The sequence below is a fragment of the Marinobacter mangrovi genome, from assembly GCF_016798325.1.
In the GTDB taxonomy this organism is placed as follows: Bacteria; Pseudomonadota; Gammaproteobacteria; order Pseudomonadales; family Oleiphilaceae; genus Marinobacter_A; species Marinobacter_A mangrovi.
This window is the reverse complement of the sequence record NZ_JAERVO010000003.1, coordinates 54503-70391: the sequence shown is the minus strand read 5'-3', so window position 1 is coordinate 70391 and position 15889 is coordinate 54503. Positions and strand designations below refer to the sequence as shown.

Annotated in this window: 11 protein-coding genes and 1 tRNA gene; 8 read left to right on the top strand and 4 right to left on the bottom strand. The window is 62.8% G+C overall.

All coding sequences use genetic code 11. The features are described from left to right. The first annotated feature begins 226 nt into the window (after nt 1-226). Nucleotides 227-3130 (top strand): BACON domain-containing protein, encoded by a 2904-nt coding sequence (locus JL474_RS09915; protein WP_203141961.1) that lies wholly within the window; start codon nt 227-229, stop codon nt 3128-3130. 68 nt (nt 3131-3198) lie between these two features. Here the strand turns inward: JL474_RS09915 and JL474_RS09910 are convergent, their stop codons facing one another. Then, the gene (locus tag JL474_RS09910) at nt 3199-3822 is read right to left on the bottom strand and encodes a YbhB/YbcL family Raf kinase inhibitor-like protein (RefSeq protein WP_203141960.1); all 624 of its coding nucleotides are present in this window, start codon (nt 3820-3822) and stop codon (nt 3199-3201) included. Between the two features lie 420 nt (nt 3823-4242). On the opposite strand from JL474_RS09910, the gene JL474_RS09905 reads away from it, so the two are divergent. Together JL474_RS09905 and JL474_RS09900 are read left to right on the top strand one after the other, a co-directional pair. After that, complete coding sequence (locus JL474_RS09905; RefSeq protein WP_203141959.1) at nt 4243-5550, top strand: NAD(P)/FAD-dependent oxidoreductase; 1308 nt, start codon at nt 4243-4245, stop codon at nt 5548-5550. A 94-nt stretch (nt 5551-5644) separates the two neighbouring features. Beyond that, the gene (locus JL474_RS09900) at nt 5645-6580 is read left to right on the top strand and encodes a sterol desaturase family protein (RefSeq protein ID WP_203141958.1); all 936 of its coding nucleotides are present in this window, start codon (nt 5645-5647) and stop codon (nt 6578-6580) included. Here JL474_RS09900 and JL474_RS09895 read toward each other — a convergent pair. Further along, nucleotides 6546-6619 (bottom strand) — tRNA-Gly (locus tag JL474_RS09895). The two genes, JL474_RS09900 and JL474_RS09895, sit on opposite strands and share 35 nt — an antisense overlap. A 129-nt stretch (nt 6620-6748) precedes the next feature. Between JL474_RS09895 and JL474_RS09890 the strand changes: the two genes are divergently transcribed. The 5 genes from JL474_RS09890 to JL474_RS09870 all read left to right on the top strand — a co-directional run bounded on the left by JL474_RS09890 (nt 6749) and on the right by JL474_RS09870 (nt 13546). Next, nucleotides 6749-9541 (top strand): sensor domain-containing diguanylate cyclase, encoded by a 2793-nt coding sequence (locus JL474_RS09890; RefSeq protein WP_203141957.1) that lies wholly within the window; start codon nt 6749-6751, stop codon nt 9539-9541. Nucleotides 9542-9626: 85 nt separating this feature from the next. Further along, a complete protein-coding gene (locus JL474_RS09885) occupies nt 9627-11357 on the top strand; it encodes a potassium/proton antiporter (RefSeq protein ID WP_203141956.1) in 1731 nt (576 codons plus the stop codon). A gap of 65 nt (nt 11358-11422) precedes the next feature. Then, nucleotides 11423-12391: a CobW family GTP-binding protein gene (locus JL474_RS09880; protein WP_203141955.1), complete on the top strand. Its 969-nt coding sequence runs from the start codon at nt 11423-11425 to the stop codon at nt 12389-12391. Nucleotides 12392-12585: 194 nt separating this feature from the next. Next, complete coding sequence (locus tag JL474_RS09875; RefSeq protein WP_223807811.1) at nt 12586-13056, top strand: L,D-transpeptidase family protein; 471 nt, start codon at nt 12586-12588, stop codon at nt 13054-13056. A gap of 205 nt (nt 13057-13261) precedes the next feature. Then, a complete protein-coding gene (locus tag JL474_RS09870) occupies nt 13262-13546 on the top strand; it encodes an Lpp/OprI family alanine-zipper lipoprotein (protein WP_123633598.1) in 285 nt (94 codons plus the stop codon). 63 nt (nt 13547-13609) lie between these two features. Here the strand turns inward: JL474_RS09870 and JL474_RS09865 are convergent, their stop codons facing one another. Both JL474_RS09865 and JL474_RS09860 read right to left on the bottom strand, forming a co-directional pair. Beyond that, nucleotides 13610-14398 (bottom strand): slipin family protein, encoded by a 789-nt coding sequence (locus JL474_RS09865; protein WP_203141954.1) that lies wholly within the window; start codon nt 14396-14398, stop codon nt 13610-13612. A 28-nt stretch (nt 14399-14426) separates the two neighbouring features. Continuing rightward, the gene (locus JL474_RS09860) at nt 14427-15878 is read right to left on the bottom strand and encodes an NfeD family protein (protein ID WP_236012182.1); all 1452 of its coding nucleotides are present in this window, start codon (nt 15876-15878) and stop codon (nt 14427-14429) included. Between the last annotated feature and the right edge of the window lie 11 nt (nt 15879-15889).

Genomic DNA, 15889 nt, shown 5'->3' with positions numbered 1-15889 from the left:
GGCAGACCGTTTGCCGGAAAGTCGATGACAACCGGATTTTTCCGATCAATACTGAGAGTATGCCGTCCCTGACATGGGCTGGAGTCTGTGCCGGCAGAGGGTGACCCACACCCCGGGACAGCCGCGGTAAACTGGCGTTGTGATCGTACCTGCCCTTCACGGCAGCATGGCGACTTCCGGACCACGGTCAGTGGTCAGGTTGCTTTTTGCTTGCCGGGGGTGCGACATGGTCAGATCCTTGGGGTTCCGTTCCTGTTTCCTGTCTTTTGCGGTCTTTTCTCTCGTTCTTCTCTTGATGCTGGCGTCGTCGCCGGCTTCGGCCTATCAACTGGTGGTGGCGGATTCCGCGAACCGAAGCGGGGCGGTTGCCCTGTCCGGTCAGACCGTCGATGGCTCGATCTATGTGTTCATCGACCAGAGCGCCGGACTGGACCAGGTGCGTTTTCGGCTGGACGGCGTGGAAGTCCAGGTCGAAAACCACGCACCCTGGGATTTCAGTGGCACGGCGCCAAACGACGACAGCCTGCCGTTCGATACCACCACGATGGCCAATGGCCCCCACACCATTGACGCGGAGTTGCGGGCGGGAGGGCAACTCCTATCCACACTCAGTGCCGCCTTCGATGTGGCCAATGCCGGCAGCGGTCCGCAAAACGGAGACGACGCACCGCAGTTCCACACCGGCTGGCGCGGGGACACCGCCACCAGCCTGACGGTGTCCTGGCTGCTGCGTATGCCGCCCGCCGGACCAGTGGTCGAGTACCGCCCTGCCGGCACCACGACCTGGCAGTCGGCTCCGGCCGCCGTCACGGAGACCACGTTGGAGGGCAGCCTGCTGGAGGCTACTTTGACGGGCCTGCTGCCGGACCAGCGCTATGACATCCGCGTCAGCCTGGCGGCGGGGGTGACGAGTCGTCCCTACAGTTCCACCACGCTGCCCGGTTCCGGTGCCCACGATCTGGACGTGTTGTTCGTTGCCGACACCGGGCTGATCGGCCGGGCGGATGGACTGACCACCGGCACCGAACAGGTCATTATGGAAATGGCCAGCCTGGCGCCGTCCCTGGTCCTGCTCGGCGGTGACTACGCCTACTTCAATACGGACAAGCGCTACGGCACCCTGCAGGCCACCATCGGCGCTTGGTTCGATCAGATGCAGCCGCTGTTCGAGTATTCCCCGATCATGCCCACCTACGGCAACCATGAAATCCTGCTGGGGGAAGGGTTCGACGACTGGGCCCTGCACTTTGCGACACCGGACGGCTGGAACAGTCGGCGCATGTACAGCTTTGATGCGGGGGACGTCCATTTCGTGTCCGTCTTCGGTGTGGATGAGTACGCCACCCTGCCGGATGCCGCCCTGCAATGGCTCGACGCGGACCTGGCCGATGCCCGGGCCCGGGGCCAGCGCTGGCTGGTACCGTTCTTCCACGCCTCGCCCTTCTCGGACGGTAGTAACCACGGTTCCGCACTGCCATTGCGCGGCCAGCTCGGGCCGATCTTCGAAGAATATGGGGTTGAGGTGGTGGTCACGGCTCACGACCAGTCCTTCGAGCGGACTTACCCACTGGTGGATGTGCCGGCCAGCAATACCCCGACCACGACCGCCCGCAGCTGTTACGACACCGACGACGGGACAACCTGGCTGAAAGTGAGTCCGGGCGGCAAGCTGAGCAACATCTCCAAAGACTTCTCGCCCTGGAAATCCGCCGTTCCGCCCGCCTGGACCGTCGTGCGCGACAACACATTGCATCATTTCGCCGAATTGAACTTCACCGCCGGTGGCGAACTGATCGTGAACACGCTTGGGATCACTGGAACCGGTGAGCCACCGCGGCTGGTGGACCAGTTCCGCTACAGCCAGTCGGGCTGCGGTTCCCAGTATGTTGCGGATCCGGTGGCGCTGGGTTTCGAAGTGCCGGCGGACGGCCGTGACAGTCAGACACTGGCCTTGTCCGCCACCGGCGCGGCGCTGAACTTTACGGTCAGTCAGACGCCAGACTGGTTGACCGTGTCTCCGGCCAGCGGCACCACGCCGGCCACCTTGACGCTGACGGTGGACGGCCAAAAGGTGGATCCTGGCACGCAGGTCGCTCATGTCGCCATCACCCAGGCCAGCGGGCTGGCCCTCGTCGTGCCGGTCACGGTCCGGGCGGGGGCGGGTGCCTATTCGCTGATGGTTTCCGGCTCGCCAGACCGCGGCATTCCTGAGGCGCTGGAAGGCGCGGCGCTGCAGGGGAATCGGTATATTTTCCTGAGCCCGGAGCTCAACGTGAAGCAGGCCCGGTTCTATCTGGACAACCCCAATGCATCCGGCACACCCCGGCAAACCGAGAACGTGGCACCTTATGACTTTGCCGGCACCAACGCGTCCGACCTGGCGATGCCGTTCGATACCAGGTCGATCGCCGACGGCCAGCACACGGTGACGGTGAGCGTAACGACTCAGGACGGCGCCATCCTGACCGCCACAGCCGCGTTCACCGTGGCCAACCTGGTGCCGCAGCTGTCGGTCAGCCCCTCAAACCTCAACGTCACGCTGCGTTCGCCGGAGTCCAGCGATCAGGCCTCCCTGGACCTGGTGATGACGGACGGCTCTCAGTTGGCCTTCACCGCCACCAGTGACGCCGGTTGGCTGTCCGTGACGCCGACACAAGGGACAACGCCCCAAACGCTGACGGCATCGATCGATACGGACGGCCTGGCACCGGGCAGCTATCAGGGGCAGATCCACATCAGTGCCCAAGGGCAGGACGACGTCACGGTCACCGTCAATCTGGCTTTCGACCTGGCCAGTCCCTATGACCTCCAGGTAAGCGGCCAGCCAGACCGGACCGGCGCCGTGCCTTTGGCCGGCCAGTCGCTGACCGGCAACGCCTATGTCTTTGTGCCTGAAGTGACCGGCATTTCACGGGTTCGGTTCTATCTAGACGATCCGGAACGCCTGCGGGCACCGATCAAGACTGAAAACAATGCGCCCTGGGATTTCGCGGGCACCGTCGCGGGTGGCAGCCGACCGGCCTATCCGTTTGATTTCGGCACGCTCAGTGGCAGCCACCAGATCACGGCGGCGGTGGATACCGCGAGTGGCACCGTTGTGGTGACGGCCGGGTTTACGGCGGGCAACTAGGGTGTCTTTGATTCACTCAGGAGGGGATAGCGGCGATCCGGCGCTGTGACCGGATCGCCGCAGGGCCATCAGCGCAACGCCGGGTTCAGGGTGTAGGTACCACTGACACGGGCGCTGGCCAGCACGTGGCCCTGCATGGCCTCGCGGACGGCGTCGCCTTCGAAATCACCACTCAGGCCCAGGGTTTCCACATCCAGGGCATGGACCTCGTAGTAATAGCGGTGCACCAGCTCGTCGTTCCAGGGCGGGCAGGGGCCGTCGTAACCGGCGTAAGTGCCGGCCATGTCCGGGTTGCCGGCCAGGAAATGGGTGTATGTGTTGATGCCGCGAATGCCGATCGGGCCCGGGCCGCCTTTCTTGCCTTTGGGAATCACGCCGTCGCTGTCCGCGCCCTCGGGGATGCGCGACGTGTCAGCCGGGACATCCACCAGCAGCCAGTGGAAAAAGTCGACCCGCGGCAGATCCTTGTCGACCGTCTTACCTTCCTGGTTCACGTCGTCGGCGACGCTGGGCACGTCGGGGTCGTACATCATGACCACGAAGCTTCGAGTCCCGGCGGGCGCGTCCGACCAGACCAGTTCCGGATTGCGATTGGGGCCGAAGCTCATGTGGTCCTCTTCGCTGTAGACACCGAATGCGAAGGTTTCCGGGACGGGCTGGCCTTCGGTAATCCCTTTCACTTGCAGTTTCACGGTTTGCTCCTTTTGGTGTTGGAGAACGGGGGAAGCCGCTGAACAAGCACTGGCCAAAACGGAAACTCAACAGCGCTTGTCCAGAGACTCCCAGATATGTTGTAACAGGGCGTTTTTCCCTGTGTCCAGTGTCGGTTTTGTCAGTGTCGACGGATGACGCGGGTCCACCACGGCCCTTGGAGCGTCACTGTTGATGTCGTAAAATAACGACATATTGAGGGTCCGCATCACGAATCACGAGCGAACGACCGGTGCAGGTAGTTTCCACGCTGCCTCCGGAAGTCGCATTGAGTGTATCCTGCCCACTCGATAGGATACGCCCTCCTCACCCTGAGTGAAGACAGCCAAAAGCGTCTGGTCCGTCCGGTGCCGTTGTCCGGTCAGAGCTGTTGGCTGTCTTTTCTTATCGGGAACCCCGCAATGGATAAACTGCATCATATTGTCGTCGTCGGCGGTGGCGCCGGCGGTCTTGAACTCGTGACGCGTCTGGGCAACCGGCTCGGCAAAAAGCAGAAAGCCCGCATCACGCTGGTGGACGCCGGGCTGACGCACGTCTGGAAACCCCTGCTGCACGAAGTGGCCTCCGGATCTCTGGATGCCAGCGCCAACGAGATCAATTACCGGGCCCACGCCCGCAAGCACCATTATGAGTTCCAGCTTGGCCGCATGGCCGGCCTGGATCGGGACAAGCGCGAACTGGTCATCGACGCGTTCCACGATCAGGACGGTGAGGAAGTGGTGCCGGAGCGGCGCATCGGCTACGACACCCTCGTGATCGCCGTCGGCAGCACGGCCAACGATTTCGGCACCCCAGGCGCCCAGTCCAACTGCCTGTTCCTCGACAGCCTGGAGCAGGCCCGGCGCTTCCACGACCTGATGCTCAATGCCTTCCTGCGCAAGAATCACGACGCTGGCGAAGGCGGCAGCGGCCAGCTTCCAATCACCATCATCGGCGCCGGTGCGACCGGTGTGGAGCTGGCGGCGGAACTGCGACTGGCGTCCCGCGAGTTGCCGGTGTACGGCATGAACTACCTGCGCCCGGAAGACATCAGCATCTCGGTGGTCGAAGCCGCCGAACGCATTTTGCCCGCACTGCCGGCACGGTTGTCCGTGGCGGCCACGAAAGAGCTGGAGTACCAGAACGTGACCGTGCTGACCGGCCAGCCGGTGAGTGAGGTGCGTGAAGACAGCATCGTCATGAAGGACGGCACGGAACTGCCCTCGGAAATGACCATCTGGGCTGCCGGTATCAAGGCGCCGGCCTTCCTGGCCAAGCTGGGTCTGGAAACCAGCCGGGGCAATCAGTTGCTGGTCAAGCAGACGCTGCAGACGACCCAGGACGACAACATTTTCGCCCTCGGCGATTGCGCGGCCTGCCCGCAGCCGGATTCGGACCGCCCGGTGCCGCCGCGCGCCCAGTCGGCGCACCAGCAGGCGGCGACGCTGTACAAGTCGCTGGTCAACCGTCTGGAAGGCAAAGAGGCGGTGCCGTTCGTCTACAACGATCACGGCTCGCTGATCAACTTCAGCCGCTACACCACCGTCGGCAACCTGATGGGTAACCTGTCTGGCCGCAGCATGTACGTGGAAGGCAAGGTGGCGCGATTGTTCTACCTGTCCCTCTACCGCATGCACCAGGTGGCGCTGCATGGCCTGCTGCGCACCGGCGTGATCTGGTTCATGGATCGCATCAGCCGGGCGATGCAGCCGCGCCTGAAACTGCACTGACGTCATCGGCCAGTGAAAACGTCGGGATGGGTCACCGATCCCGACGGCTTCCGGTGACATACTGAATCCAGTACAACGATAAACTGGAGTGCGTATGTCACCGACCCCCCTGACGGATCTTCTGGGTTTCGATCCCCATTTGGTCACCCTGGCCCTGGCGCCGGCCTTCTTCCTCGCCATGGCGGGTGAGTGGCTGCATCTGCGCCACCACTGCGCGGCCTATCCGTCAGCCACCTACACCTGGGCCGATACCCTGAGCAACATGACCCTGGCCGGGCTCTACCAGGCCAGCGATGTGATTGCGGCGCTGTTGACCATCGTGGTCTACAACGCCCTGTTCGACGTGCGCCTGTTCGATATTCCCTTCACCGGCTGGTCGGTGGCGTTGCTGTTCCTGGTGCAGGACTTTGTCTACTACTGGTTCCACCGGGCCCATCACCGCATCCGCTGGTTCTGGTGCTCCCACGTGGTGCATCATTCTTCGGAGAAGCTCAATCTCTCCACCGCCTTCCGTCAGAGCGTGACTTACCCGATCACCGGCATGTGGCTGTTCTGGCTTCCGATCGTGTTCATCGGCTTTCCGCCGGAGACGGTCATCTTCGCCGTCGCCATCAGCCTCGCTTACCAGTTTTTTATCCACACCCAGGCCATCGGCAAGCTGGGGCCGCTGGAGTGGGTGCTCAATACGCCCTCCCACCACCGGGCCCATCACGGTCGCAACCCGCGCTATATCGACAAGAACTACGGCGGCATCCTGATCATCTGGGATCGTCTGTTCGGCACCTTCGTGGAAGAGGACGCGGTGGAAAAGCCGGATTACGGCATCCCGCGCCAGATCCGTACCCACAATCCGGTGAAGCTCAATTTCCACGAGTGGCGGGACATGTTCCGGGACCTGGTAGCGCCGGGGCTGACGCTGAAAGAACGGGGTCTGGTGCTGTTGGGGCCACCGGAGCTGGCGGAGACGCTGGGGCGGCATCGATTGGGAGAAGAGATGGAGCGGGTGAAGGGAATCGAACCCTCGTCGTAGGCTTGGGAAGCCTCTGCTCTACCATTGAGCTACACCCGCTTGCCGTGCCCCGGGACGGGGGCCTTGCAGGGAGCCAATATAGATTGTGAACTCTTGTCAGGCAAGGTCTACGTAGCGATTGCCTATGCTATTCTCTTGACGTGAGTTTGAACTCCCCGGAAGACTGATTTGACCACCGATTCGCGCCCTGCTTTAAGACGCGCTCTGGTCCAGGGATGGCCTGTCCTGCTGGTGCTTGCACTGGGGGCGGCGCTGACAATGATTCTGGCCCAGCGGGCGGCAGAGGCCGAACGCCAGATCGTGCAATCCAGTTTCGAGCAGGAGGCCCGCTCACGCATCCTGCTTGTGGAAGAACTGATCCAGGGCCAGCTGCGCGAGCTGGACGCGATGCGCCGGTTCATCACCCTGGAGTCGGAACTCACCCGCCACGAGTTTGAAACGCTGACCCGCCTGTCCGATCGCATCGAGATGACCGTCAGCTGGACCGAGAACGTGCCGGCCAGCCAGATGGCGCTGTATCGCGAGCGAATGGCCTATTACTACCACCATCAGTTCCGGTTGCGCCTGCCGGAATCGGTGGAGGACCTGAGCTCCGGCGACATTCGCCGCCATTTCCCCATCACCTACCAGAAGACCAACGTCCCCGGCGCCAATCTGGTGGGGATGGATGTCAGCTACTTGCCGTCGCGGGTCCACGCCTTCGAACAGGCCATGACCACTGGCAAAGCGGTGATGATTGGCGGCATCCGCACGCTTGACGACCCGGATGACGAGTCCGGCATCGTCGTCTTTGCTCCGGTGTTTAACGAGGGCACCGTCAAGGATGTGACCGATCGTCACTACGGAAACCTGCGGGGATTTATCGGGCTGGGGCTGCGCCTCAGCGCGCTGGCCCAATGGGTGTCCTCGGCGCACAGTGATTCACCCGACATCGCTCTGGGCTTTGAGGAGTTCGCTTCGAACAGTCCGGCCGTGACGCTCGATCATAGTGAGGATCATCACCACGACCCGGGGCTGACCTTTTCCCGCGATATCAATCTGGCAGACGGATCGGTCTTGATCCGGGCGGAACCGACCGACCCGGCGCAGTGGCAGCCCCGCCCGACCGCACTGCTGGTGGTCATCACCGGACTGGGCGCTACCCTGCTTTGCGCGGGCTACCTGGCGATGGCCCTGCTGGGCCGGGCCCGGGCGGAGGCCAATGTCACGCGGCGTACCCAGGAACTGCAGCAGGCCCTGCAAGCACTGTCCGAATCAGAAGCGCGCTGGCAGTTCGCCCTCGACGGGTCCGGCGATGGCGTCTGGGACTGGCGCATGCCCGAGAACGAGGTGTATTTCTCCGAGGGCTGGAAAACCATGCTGGGCTACACGCCGGACGAAATCGGCCAGACCCTCAGCGAGTGGTCCGGCCGAGTTCACCCTGAGGATCTGGGCCCGTGTCAGAAGGCTTTAGATGCGCACTTCAAGGGCCTCACGGATTATTACGAGAGCATGCACCGACTCCGTTGCAAGGACGGCACCTACAAGTGGATCCTAGATCGCGGCAAAGTCATTGAGTGGCATGGGCCGGATCGTCCCGCGCGGATGATCGGCACACACTCCGACATCAGCCACGTCAAACAGACCGAACTGGAACTGCGTGAAGCGAATGCCTACCTCTCGGGCATTTTTGCATCGGCGGAAGACGTGGCGATTATCGTTGCCCGTCCCGACGGCAGGATCGCGCTGTTCAACCGCGGGGCGGAACACCTGCTGGGCTACAGCGCGGCCGAGGTGGTGGGCCGGATGACGCCTTTGGCTTTCCACGATCCCGGGGAAGTGGCGGCTTGGGGCGAGCGGCTGACCCAATACACCGGCAAATCGTTGGCCGGCTTCCGGGTCTTCCAGGTGGGCATTGAAGAGGGAATGCACCGCTCGGAACGCTGGACGTTTGTGCGCAAGGACGGTGAACGCCGCAAAGTGCAGCTGACCCTGTCCAAGATTTTCGATGAATCCGGACAGGATCTGGGTTACCTCGGTGTCGCCATCGACATGACTGAATACCTGCGGGCGATGGAAGCGCTGGAGCAGAACGATCACCTGCTCCAGGACCTGACCACCAACGTGCCCGGCGTCATATACCAGTACCTCAGCCGTCCGGACGGCACGGCGTCGTTCCCCTACGTCAGTGACGGGATCTGGGACGTGTTCGAAATCACCGCGGAAGAAGCCCACCAGGATGCCACCAACGCGCTCAGGCGTATCCATATGGACGATGCAGCCACCGTGCAGGCCTCTATCGACCGCTCCCGGACCAACCTGGTGCCATGGATCTGCGAATTCCGGGTGGTTTTGCCGCAGCACGGCATCCGCTGGTTGCGGGGCGAGTCGACGCCCCGGCGGGCCGAAGACGGCAGCACCTACTGGCATGGCTACATTTCCGATATCACCCAGATGAAGATGCTGGAATTCCAGCTGCGGGAACAGGCGACAATGGATCCGCTCACCGGCGCCTTCAACCGCCGTCACCTGGAAACCCACTGGCAGCGGGAAATGGCCCGTTTCCGGCGCCAGGGCATGGCGTTTGCGATGATCATGCTGGATATCGACCACTTCAAAGGCGTCAACGACAGCCACGGCCACAACGTGGGCGATGAGGTTCTGGTCCGCCTCGGTCGGCTGCTGCGCCACGAAGTGCGTTCGACGGATGTGGTGTACCGGCTCGGTGGCGAGGAGTTCCTGATCCTGTGCGAGGATACCGACCTCGGGGGCGCCCGCCGTCTGGCCGAATTGCTGCGGGACCAGCTGCGCCAGCATCCCATGCCCTTCCCGGATCGGGTCACGGCCAGTTTCGGCGTGGTGGAAGTCGAACTGGACGAGCCCATGCCGGAAGCTTTCAAGCGTCTCGATGAACTGCTGTATCTTGCCAAGGCCAATGGCCGTGACCAGGTCGTGTCGGCCCCGCTGGAACCGGTCCTCTGATCCCGTCGCACTGATGTTCCTCTCACGGCATCTCTGACTGGCGGCCGGGAGCTGTTATCATGCACTCGAATGGACTGGAGTTCGCATGGATCCAACTCTCACCCTAATCGGGGCCCTGATGCTGGTGATCAGCATCCTCCTGAGCCCCCTTTCCAGCCGGCTGGGAATGCCGGTACTTCTGATATTTCTCGCGGTCGGCATGCTCACCGGCGAAGACGGGCCGGGGGGCATCCGCTTCGACGATTTCGAGCTGGCCTTCCTGGTAGGCAACCTGGCGCTGGCGGTGATCCTGCTCGACGGTGGTATGCGCACCCGTGCCGACACCTTCCGGGTGGGCTTGCGGCCGGCTCTGTTGCTGGCCTCGTTGGGCGTGGTCATAACCGCCGGCATTGCCGCGGTGGCCACCCACTACCTGTTCGACATGGGCTGGATTCCGTCCCTGTTGATGGGCGCGATCATTTCCTCCACCGACGCTGCCGCCGTGTTCTCGCTGCTCCAGGGTCGGGGTCTGCACCTGAACGAACGGGTGGGCGCCACCCTGGAGATTGAATCGGGCAGCAACGACCCGATGGCGATCTTCCTCACCCTGGCGCTGCTGGCGATCATGACCAAGGAAGAATCCGGGCTGCTGGGCAGTCTCTGGTTGCTGATCGAGCAGTTCGGGATTGGCGCCGTGATGGGCGTACTGGGCGGCCGTCTGATGGTGCGCCTGGTCAACTGGGCGCGATTGATGCCGGCGCTGTATCCGTTGCTGGTGGCCGCCGCCGGGATCGCTCTATTCTCGGTGACCAACATGCTGTCCGGCAGTGGCTTCCTGGCGATCTACCTGGCCGGGGTGGTGCTGGGCAATCGCTCGGTGCGGATGATGCCGCTGATCCTTCAGGTGCACGACGGTCTGGCCTGGCTGGCGCAGATGAGTCTGTTCCTGATCCTGGGCCTGCTGGTGAGTCCCAGCCAGTTGATGCCGCTGGTCGGCGGCGCCCTGGCACTGTCGCTGATCCTGATCCTGTTTGCCCGGCCGCTGGCGGTGTTCGCCACACTGTGGCCGTTCAGTTTCAATCGCCGTGAACTGACGTTCATCAGCTGGGTGGGCCTGCGCGGCGCGGTGCCGATTGTGCTGGCGTTGTTTCCAATGATGGATGGCCTGCCCGAGGCGCCGTTGATCTTCAACATCGCCTTCTTCGTGGTACTGGTGTCGCTGGTGGTCCAGGGCAGCTCGCTGGCGCGCATTGCCCGCTGGCTGAAGCTGGAGGTGCCGGCGCCGGAGGAGCCCTATCGGCGTCTGCCGCTGGATGTCCCGGCCGCCGGCGATCACGAGCTGATGCTGTTCCCGTTGCGGGGTGAGCGCTGGTCCGATCCGCGTCCCCTGTCGCGCATCACCATGCCCAAGCATGCGGCGGTCGCCGGTGTGTTCCGGGACCGGCTCTGCATGGCGCCCCAGCCGGACACCCTGGTCCAGCAAGGGGATGTACTGGCCGTCTTCGCGCTGTCGGACAGCCTCAACGATTTGGGGCACACGCTCAGCGGCCGGCAGCCGCCGCGTCACTTGATGGAGCGGGCCTTCTTTGGCGACTTCGTGCTCAATGGCGACGCGCTGCTGGGGGATGTGGAGCAGGTCTACGGCATCGAGTTCGACGAGCTGTCGCCGGAGCTCTCCCTGGCCGACTGCTTCGCCAAACGGGCCAAGGGGCATCCGGTCGTCGGCGACCGGGTGGTGCTGGGTCCGGTCACCCTGGTGGCCCGGGCCACCGAGGCCGACCGGGTCACCAAGGTGGGCCTGAAAATGGACGAGGGCGCCGCGCCGCCTAAATTCTGACCGATTCGTTCTTTGCGCCTGCGGCATGGTACAGTTGTTATAATATAACGTTTTGAGTGACGGCCATGCCGATTCCAACCCATCTGATTCTCGGCTTCCTGGGCGCGGGAAAAACCACCGCTATCCGCGATCTGCTGGCCCGTAAGCCGGCGGGCGAGACCTGGGCGGTACTGGTTAACGAATTCGGCGAGATCGGCATCGACGGCCAGTTGCTGGCCGATACCGGCGCCTTCGTAAGGGAAGTGCCCGGCGGCTGTATGTGTTGCGTGGCCGGCCTGCCGATGCAGATGGGCCTCAACATGCTCATCCGCGAAGCACGTCCCGACCGGCTGCTGATCGAGCCCACAGGCCTGGGGCATCCGGCCCGCATCATCGAAACGCTGCAGAACGAGTTCTATCGGGACGTCCTGACGATCGGTGCCACTATCGGTCTGGTGGACCCCCGCCGCCTGGAGGATCCCCGGGTGACGGAGAACGTGCACTTCCGGGATCAGGTCGCCGCCGCCGACGTGTTGGTGGCCAACAAGACTGACCTGTGCACGACACCGCAAATCCGCAACTTCTGGCAGTGGGCCGAAGCCCTGATGCCTGCCAAACAGCGCATCGCCCAGACCCGACAGGGCCGGCTCGAGCTCGCCTGGCTGGATGCCCGGCCCCAGGTTCCCCAATTCGAGTCGCCCCATGCTCACGACCATCACCATGCCGAAACCGGCGCGGTGGATAATGGGGCGGACCGTGACTGGCAGATGCGGGAAAACCGCGGCCAGGGCTATGTCAGCCTGGGCTGGCGGATCGCGCCGGATCGGCGTTTTGATGCCGACGCCGTGGTCGCCTGGCTGACCGGCACCGACTGCGCCCGCTACAAGGCCGTGCTGAACACGATCGATGGCTGGCTTGCCTTCAACGGTGGCGAAGGTGCGATCAGCCGCTATCCGACCGTGCCGGCTCCGGAGAACCGACTGGAGCTGATCGCCGACCAGCCGCTGAAGGCGACCTGTCTGGACGTTCGGTTGCGTGCTACGGTGCTGGACTAAATTATTTACCCCCGGAAACGTGCCGATTTCTCACTGTAACGTTAAGAAATCGAACACCCTCCGGGGTTGTGCTATAAAATGCGCATTAACTTTGTGCAATCTGCTGGTTTTCTATGCTTTTTCGTCGTCTAGCGCAGTTGTTGCTTTCGCTCAGTATTCTGGTACCGGGCCTGGCCTCCGCCGAGAGTCTCGCCATGGCAACGACCGATTATCAGCGGCCTGAAACCGCCCACGCATCGCTGGCGGTGGATCGGGTCGTGGTCCACAAGGCCAAGCGGCGCCTGGACCTGATGGTGGACGGCGAAGCCGTGAAAACCTTCCGCATCTCCCTGGGAGACAACCCCACGGGCCACAAGCTGTTTGAGGGCGATGAGCGTACGCCCGAAGGCGATTACGTTCTTGACTGGCGTAACCCGGGCAGCAGTTACTACAAGTCCATTCACATTTCCTACCCCAACGCCCACGATCGCGAACTGGCCTCTGACTGGGGGTTGAACCCCGGCGGCGAGATCATGATTCACGGGCTGCCCAACGATGCCGGTGATATGGCGTTTGCGTTTGCCGGGCTGGACTGGACCGACGGCTGCATTGCCGTGACCAATGAGGCCATGGATCAGATCTGGACGCTGGTTCCCGACGGCACACCAATCCGTATCCTTCCCTGACGCGTAACTTAAGTGGACGCGTTACGAACCGGTAATTGGCGAACGTAATCGGTTGATCTATAGTTCTCAATTCGTAAGGCAGTGTTCTACACTGTTCATGACGATTTGGACGACAGTGGTCCAAACTTGTGGAACAGACAGGGAGTTGGTTCCAAAGACTTCTGCAGTCTAAGGAAGCTATAACCATCAATAAGGGGTAATGAGAATGCGTAAGTTGACGATCGCAGGTTTTGCACTGGCCACCGCTATGACTGCTGGTTGTGCCAGCACAGCCAACCAGGAAGCCATTGATGACGCAGCAGCAACTGCGAACTCTGCAGAGCAGACAGCCAGCAACGCGCTGAGCACTGCCAACTCTGCACAGAGCCGCGCCAACGCTGCTTATGAAAAAGCAGAAGAAGCCATGTCTGCTGCCATGCAAGCGCAGAAGTCCGCTGAAGAAGCGAACGAGCGCGCCAAGCGTATGCTGCAGAAGTCGAGCATGAAGTAAGTTGCTCTGACGAATGCGAAAAAGGCCGGCTTGACCGGCCTTTTTTTGTGTCTGCAGATTGGGTTATTCCGGGCTGTTTTCCGGTTTGGGGGCCTTGTCGCCAGCCGGATTCATGAAGCTCTTCATGATGTCCATGGGCAGCGGGAAAACGATGGTGGAGCTGTTGTTGTTGCTCATATCGGCCAGGGTCTGCAGGTAGCGCAGTTGCAGGGCTGCCGGATTGCGGGACATGACATCCGCCGCTTCGACCAGCTTCTGTGACGCCTGGAATTCACCGTCCGCATGGATGACCTTGGCCCGGCGTTCCCGCTCCGCCTCGGCCTGACGGGCGATCGCCCGGATCATCGATTCATCCAGATCCACGTGCTTGATTTCCACGTTGGCGACCTTGATGCCCCATTCCTCGGTTTGTGTGTCCAGGATCTCCTGAATATCGGCGTTGATCTTGTCCCGTTCGGACAACATCTCATCCAGATCGTGTTTGCCCATCACCGAACGCAGGGTGGTCTGCGACAGCTGGCTGGTCGCCGCACCGTAGTTTTCCACCCGGATGATGGCCTTTTCCGGATCCACCACGCGGAAGTAGAGCACCGCGTTGACCTTCACCGTGACGTTGTCCTTGGAGATCACGTCCTGACTGGGAACGTCCAGCGTGATCACCCTCAGGTCCACCCGGATCAGCTGTTGAATCCCGGGAATGACGATGATCAGCCCCGGTCCCTTGACGCCCTGGAAGCGCCCCAGGAAGAACACGACGCCGCGCTCGTATTCCGGCAGGATGCGAATGGCACTGCCGAGAATGATCAGCAGGATGACGAGAGGTGCAATGTACGGTATCAGGTTGCCCAGCATGTTGTTCCCTCCGGTTGGTTGTCCTGATTCAGTGCGTCGTTGGGGCGTCCGCCGTGTCGTCCTGGCGGCTGACCCGGGCGGTCAGGCCATCGATGGCCTCCACGCGGACGGTCTGGCCCTCATGGACCGCGGCCGTGCTGGTGGCGTTCCAGCGCTCACCATTCAGTCGGACATGTCCCTTGTAGTGATCGTCGTCGATCACAAACGTATCCAGGGCGATACCGCTTTCACCCTGCATCTGCTCCTTGCCGCTGACCACGCGTCGTTTGCGCAGCCCGACAAACCGGGTCACCGCCCACAGCAGGAAACCGCCGGCCACCGCGGCGGTGCCGCCGATGATCGGCAGGGAAATGGCCTGGTGAGTGCCGTCCATCAGGATCACCGACCCCACCACAAAGGCGGCCAGGCCGCCCAGCCCCATCACCCCGAAGCTGGGCATGAAGGCCTCCGCCACGATAAACGCCAGGCCCAGCAGGATGAGCGCCAGCCCGGCGTAGTTCACCGACAGGACCTGGAAGGCGAACAGGGCGAGCACCAGGCAGATGGCGCCGATCACCCCCGGGAACAGGCTGCCGGGGTTGGCCAGCTCGAAGATCAGCCCGTAGAAACCGATGATCATCAGGAAATAGGCGACGTTGGGATCAGTCAGCACGGACAGCAAGTCGGTACGCCAGCCCGGGTCCGCGCGCTTGACGGTCAGGTTGGCGGTCTGCAGCACCCGCTCGCCGTCGGCCATGACCACTTTTCGGCCGTCGATCTGCTGCAGCAGGTCGGGAATGTCCCGGGCCACCACATCGACCACGTTCTGTTTCAGGGCGTCGTTGGCGTTGAGGTTGACGGCCTCTCGCACCGCCCGTTCGGCCCAGTCGGCGTTGCGTCCGTGGCGGTCGGCGAGGCCCCGGATGTAGGCGACGGCATCCTCCAGCACCTTACGCTCCATGGCGCTGCCGCCCTGATGGGGCTCTTCTTTTGATGCGTTGTTGCTGTCGTCGGCAGGCGGCTGTTTGTCCGGAGCCGGGGATTCCTCCGGCTGGCCGGGCAGGCCGCCCATCTGGACCGGTGTCGCCGATCCCAGGTGGGTGGCGGGCGCCATGGCGGCGATGTGGCTGCCGTAGAGAATATAGGTGCCCGCGCTGGCGGCGCGTGCGCCAGACGGCGAGACGTAAGTGACCACCGGAACCGGAGAGGCCAGGATAGCCTTGATGATGCTGCGCATGGACGACATCAGACCGCCAGGCGTGTCCATGGCGATGATCACCAGCGGATCCTGGTCATCGGCGGCTTGCTCCAGACCCCGCATCAGGTAATCCATGGTCGCCGGGCTGATGGCGCCGTTGACGGTCAACAGGCGGGCGTTGCCCGAAGAGGCCGAACCCGACGACTGGGCCTGGACGTATCCGGCCAGCACCAGGAGGACTCCTAATCCCAGCATCCACGCGAACAGGCTGTGCTTGAGGCGTTGACTGCAGATCATGGCCATCGGTCTCCGCT

Excerpts from the sequence above, each read along its gene's own strand:
- JL474_RS09915 (WP_203141961.1), top strand. The coding sequence starts at position 227 with ATGGTCAGATCCTTGGGGTTCCGTTCCTGTTTCCTGTCTTTTGCGGTC.
- JL474_RS09905 (WP_203141959.1), top strand. The coding sequence starts at position 4,243 with ATGGATAAACTGCATCATATTGTCGTCGTCGGCGGTGGCGCCGGCGGT.
- JL474_RS09900 (WP_203141958.1), top strand. The coding sequence starts at position 5,645 with ATGTCACCGACCCCCCTGACGGATCTTCTGGGTTTCGATCCCCATTTG.
- JL474_RS09885 (WP_203141956.1), top strand. The coding sequence starts at position 9,627 with ATGGATCCAACTCTCACCCTAATCGGGGCCCTGATGCTGGTGATCAGC.
- JL474_RS09880 (WP_203141955.1), top strand. The coding sequence starts at position 11,423 with ATGCCGATTCCAACCCATCTGATTCTCGGCTTCCTGGGCGCGGGAAAA.
- JL474_RS09875 (WP_223807811.1), top strand. The coding sequence starts at position 12,586 with ATGGCAACGACCGATTATCAGCGGCCTGAAACCGCCCACGCATCGCTG.
- JL474_RS09870 (WP_123633598.1), top strand. The coding sequence starts at position 13,262 with ATGCGTAAGTTGACGATCGCAGGTTTTGCACTGGCCACCGCTATGACT.
- JL474_RS09865 (WP_203141954.1), bottom strand. The coding sequence starts at position 14,398 with ATGCTGGGCAACCTGATACCGTACATTGCACCTCTCGTCATCCTGCTG.
- JL474_RS09860 (WP_236012182.1), bottom strand. The coding sequence starts at position 15,878 with ATGGCCATGATCTGCAGTCAACGCCTCAAGCACAGCCTGTTCGCGTGG.